Annotated in this window: 4 protein-coding genes; 1 reads left to right on the forward strand and 3 read right to left on the reverse strand. The window is 38.5% G+C overall.

Annotated elements, in window-relative coordinates:
- The coding region (locus RMY63_RS41130) for a COR domain-containing protein (protein ID WP_322734182.1) at window positions 1-2,093 on the forward strand (2,093 nt) is incomplete at its 5' end.
- 84 nt (window positions 2,094-2,177) lie between these two features.
- On the opposite strand, the gene RMY63_RS41135 is transcribed toward RMY63_RS41130, so the two are convergent.
- From RMY63_RS41135 to RMY63_RS41145, 3 genes are read right to left on the reverse strand one after another with little or no spacing between them, the layout of a single operon-like run.
- The gene (locus tag RMY63_RS41135) at window positions 2,178-2,627 is read right to left on the reverse strand and encodes a hypothetical protein (RefSeq protein ID WP_322734183.1); all 450 of its coding nucleotides are present in this window, start codon (window positions 2,625-2,627) and stop codon (window positions 2,178-2,180) included.
- 1 nt (window position 2,628) lies between these two features.
- The gene (locus RMY63_RS41140) at window positions 2,629-4,071 is read right to left on the reverse strand and encodes an SAM-dependent methyltransferase (RefSeq protein WP_322734185.1); all 1,443 of its coding nucleotides are present in this window, start codon (window positions 4,069-4,071) and stop codon (window positions 2,629-2,631) included.
- Window positions 4,068-4,730 carry a restriction endonuclease gene (locus RMY63_RS41145; protein WP_322734184.1) on the reverse strand — a complete coding sequence of 221 codons (663 nt, stop codon included), beginning with the start codon at window positions 4,728-4,730 and terminating at the stop codon, window positions 4,068-4,070. The genes RMY63_RS41140 and RMY63_RS41145 overlap by 4 nt, the downstream gene beginning before the upstream one ends.
- Window positions 4,731-4,920 lie beyond the last annotated feature (190 nt).

Raw genomic sequence — 4,920 nt, forward strand, 5'->3', positions numbered from 1 at the left:
ACCTTAGTAATAATCAACTGAGCAGTCTGCCACCGGAAATCAGGCAACTGTCAAACTTGAAAAAGCTGGATCTTCGTAGAAATCCAGTCCCCATTCCACCAGAGATTTTAGGGTCGAAGAAATTATATGAAGATCCGGGTGATGTAAATCAAATTTTCGATTTCTATTTTCGGGTGCAAAATCCAACCGAAACAGAACCTTTCTACGAAGCAAAATTATTAATTATTGGTGAAGGAGGAGCCGGGAAAACCTCTTTAGCCAAAAAAATTGCAGATGAAACCTACCAACTCCAGCCAGATGAGAAATCAACCGAAGGCATTGACGTGATCCAGTGGCACTTTACACAACCCAATGGCAAAGATTTTCGCGTCAACATCTGGGATTTTGGCGGTCAGGAAATCTACCACCAAACCCATCAGTTTTTCCTCAGCAAGCGTTCTCTCTATGCCTTAGTTGCCGACACTCGCAAAGAAAACACTGATTTTTACTGGTGGCTTAAGGTTGTCGAACTCTTGAGCGACAAAAGCCCAGTTATCATTATCAAAAACGAAAAACAAGACCGTCAGTGCGAATTAAATGAAGGACAGTTACGAGGAGAATTCAGCAATCTGGAGACAATACTGGCAACCAATTTAAATACTAATCGCGGTTTAACAGAGATTAAAAAAGCTATTCAGCTATACATCAGCAATCTTGACTATGTTGGTACACCTCTACCAAAACTCTGGGTAAGAGTCAGAAGCGCCCTAGAGAACGATTCCCGAAATTACATCAGCTTTGAAGAATACTGTAACCTTTGCCGAGTAAATAATTTGACTGACCGTAAAGATATGCTGCGCTTGAGTAGCTATTTACATGACCTCGGCGTTTGCCTGCACTTTCAAGACGATTCTACACTCAAACATCACGTCATCCTCAAACCGGAATGGGGGACAACTGCCGTCTACAAAGTTTTGGATAATCAGACCGTCAGGCAAAATCTAGGTTATTTTACCAAAGAAAACCTCAAAGATATTTGGCCAGATGGTGAATATGCAGATATGCGAGATGAACTCCTGCAATTAATGATGCGGTTCAAGCTTTGCTACGAAATCCGCGATCGTCGTGACACTTATATTGCCCCGCAATTACTTTCCATGGAAAAAGCTTATTATACCTGGGACGAGCGCAACAACCTGATCCTACGCTACACCTATGACTTCATGCCCAAAGGCATCCTCAGCCGCTTTATTGCTGAGACGCATCCTTGGATTGAACAACAAACCCTCGTTTGGAAAACAGGTGTTGTTCTCAGCAAAGACCAAACCCGTGCCGAAATCACTGAACAATATAATCGGCGAGAAATTAATATCCGCGTAGCAGGAAACTCCAAGAAAGAATTGCTAACAGTTATCACTCATGAACTAGATAAAATCCATAAGTCTTACGAACGCCTAAAATATCAAACACTTGTTCCTTGCAACTGTGAAAGCTGTAAGGATAGTCAAACGCCTCATTTTTACCGCCAAGAAGTGTTGTACAAATTCCGGGACAATAATCGCTACCAAATCCAGTGCCAGGATAGCGGTGATATGGTAGATGTCCGTAGATTGATTGATGATGTTTTACCGACTCCACCAAATTCACAAATACCTATGTCTGAACCCATAATCAGAAATCAAGTTTTCGTTAGTTATAGTCATCAAGATCAAGAGTGGCTTACCAAACTCCAGAAACACCTCAAACCAATGATTCGTAACCAAAAACTGCTGGCGTGGGACGATACCAAGATTCAACCTGGTGCTAAGTGGCGCGAAGAAATTGAAAATGCTTTAGCAGTAGCAAAAGTAGCAGTATTGTTGGTTAGCCCAGATTTTCTAGCATCAGATTTTATTGCTGATAATGAGTTACTCCCATTGTTGGATGCGGCAGAAGCCGAAGGGCTCAGGATTATTTGGATACCTTTGAGTTTTAGCTACTATGACGAAACAGAAATTGAAAAGTATCAGTCAGCGCACCCTCCAAATCAACCTTTAGACAGCCTGAACTTAGCACAAGAGAGTAAAGCTTGGGTGGATATCTGTAAAAAGATTAAAGCAGCAGTTCTTGAGTAAAACATAGAAAAGATTTTATGCCGATTGAGACAATCAGCATATCAGACTTGAGGAATCGATAATTACCAATTATTATAGACATCGCTACCCTTCCCAATCCACCAACACCCCATCCACGATCACAACCCCCCACTGCGGAAACTTCGCCAAAAGCTTTTTGATCACGATCTGTAAAGCCGGATCGTTACTCCAGCACTCTTGCAAGAAGTTAAACCCCGGATTCTGCCCCGAATTTCCTGCCACTTTCAGTTTCTGCATACGCTCCGGTCGCGCATTTGCCCTTGCAACTATCGCCTCATGTGACCATTTTTCAGCACTGGGGATAGGTGCGGCGGAACCTTCACCCTCATCAACTGCTTTGACTTCTCCACCCGAAACCGAGTTTTCAGGCAACAACGAAGCGGAATTACCTGCTTCTACTTGCCTCTGTGTTTGATTAGCGATCACTGAAGTTAAAGGTTTTTCAATTTCGGCAGGTAGCGCGGTGGGACAAGTGCCTTTATGAAAACCAATAATTGTATTGCTAAACAGCACATTAAAGTACTAGCTTTGCTAAAGCTGCCAAGTTTAAACTATTTAAAATACTAGATTTAATTGGACGTTTTTCATCCCAAAATATTAGAGATGAATAAAAATCTTTCGCTAATGAAGAAGTTAGAAGTTGATATGATTCGTATGCACTTTCCTCATCAAAAAAGCTGAGAAAATAAACAGTATCATCAAAAATAACAGGCTTTTGATTTATTTGACCGACTAACCTAAAACTTAATTTTTTGTAAAGTCCACATATTGCTATTTTCCAAGGTGCAAAAGTATATGAACCAACACCAAAAATAGAGAATCTAGGGCTATTATGATAAATTTTACTTTTCCTATTATTTAAAAGACTTTCGTGCTTTTCTAAATATGCCCATGTTTTAGGCGCTAAATATTTTATAGATTCAGTAGACTCGCCAACGAGACTTTGAGTAACTAACATATATCGATCAGTCGCTTTTGTTTTATTTTGGGCAACGGAAGAACCTTTGATTAAAGGGAAAATATAAGTTTCTTCGAGTTCATAAGATTCTCCTAGCCCGTTTATAAAGTAGTCATTATTTTTGCGAAATTCCATGACGCTAGCGCAATCATGCTTAATACCAGAACGCCATTTTGTTTTTGATTGCTTATTATATAAGCTTTCTATTTTTTTAAATGTAATCAAATCCCTAACAAGAATATTATTTAAATAGCCTATACGAGAGCAAACTGAGGTTTCAAGACTATCAAATACATCACAGTAATATTCTTGTGAATTTGAATCAAACTTACAGAAAAATAAGCAAGCTTCAACAGCAGCATCAAAATATTTTTTAGAATCTATCTTATAAACTGCACAATAAGCAAGATTTAGCTTTTCAGAATAAATATGATTTAATATCTTTCTAGAAACCGAAGTTTTACAAAGCACCGCTAAATAACTGTTATGCTTTTGTAAGTATTTTACAAACTGTATGAGCATCCATTCGGATATATCAAAATTACTTTTTCCTGTAATTGCATCTAAACCAGTATGATTTTGAAAATTGCTCTTTTTGGGCAAATTTACGCCCCCAATACTACCCTGCTGTGAGTTTGTTACCCAAGGTAAATTACCAAGCACTAATATTTCTTCATTTGATTCACCTATTAGTGATAACCAATCTACTTGAAAAAAATCTTCACATTTAATTTCAATTCTTTGGTCATGTAAAAACTTTTCTTGTTCTATAATTTGTCTAAAATAATCAATGTTTAATTCAATTCCTAAAATTTTTTTTGCTGAGTCAAAGCAAGATGAAGCAGCTTCAACAAAATTTCCTATCCCACAAGTAGGCTCAATTATAATATGTGGCTTAACACCAAGCGCTACTAGCTTTTTACATACCTGATCGGCTAATTCTATCGGCGTTTGAAAATCGCCGTATTCTACTTTAAGTTTCTGAACAGTATGCATCAGGGATTAGCTCTATAAACGGTAATTATACCTTTTTCTTGACCAGCACGTTCTATCACTCTCCCATACTGAAGCCGCCATTGCAAAGCATTGGAAATAGTCAAAAATCCCTGTAAAGGTTGATTTATCAATATTTCATCCGCGATGTTACTTGCTTCAAGTTCATCAACAGGCAAATTGCGATCGAGCATAAAAGCAATTAGGTCATCTTTATTACCTTCGTTCTCTAAAATACTAGAAATTCCACGTGTCATCTGGAAATCTGCGGTTCTTTCAGCACTTACGTAAATGGTATGCAAAATATTCAGAGTAGCCGTGCGGTTTATACTATTATCTGCCTTATCGTAGACAAAGATAAGCAACGAATAGCCAAGCCCAAAAATTTTTTGGCGTGCAGATTTGAATGGGCATGATGATTGTGGTTGTCTAATACTTGTTACCTTCATATCTATAAGCAACCCCGGAAAATCAATACCACTTGCAGAGTTTCCTTGTATGAAATCGTACTTAGCTTTTAAGTAAAGTCGAAATTTCTGTTCCAGGTAAGTTCCGACAGCTTTTCCATCAGTAACACCATACAGCAGAGGTTCTGGATGCTGAGACTCGGCTAATGAAAATATTTCAGCTTCTAAGCAGAGGATTTCTGCTGTCAAGATCGGCATAGGTAAAGGAAAACACAGGGTTAAACACCATATTTTATATTGAAGCCACTGGTTTTCAATTATTGAAACTCAATTAACTCAAAATACAGTACTTACGGCAGCTATGAAGTACATCCCCAAATCTGAAAGCTTTGATAGGCTACGGTGTACACACAAGTCCAAGTAAAGTAATAACAGAAGGAGTTGTGGG

It is taken from the genome of Nostoc sp. ChiQUE01b, from assembly GCF_034531255.1.
Classification (GTDB): Bacteria; Cyanobacteriota; Cyanobacteriia; order Cyanobacteriales; family Nostocaceae; genus Nostoc.

Coding starts and splice junctions, on each gene's coding strand:
- RMY63_RS41145 (WP_322734184.1), bottom strand. CDS start 4,730: ATGCCGATCTTGACAGCAGAAATCCTCTGCTTAGAAGCTGAAATATTT.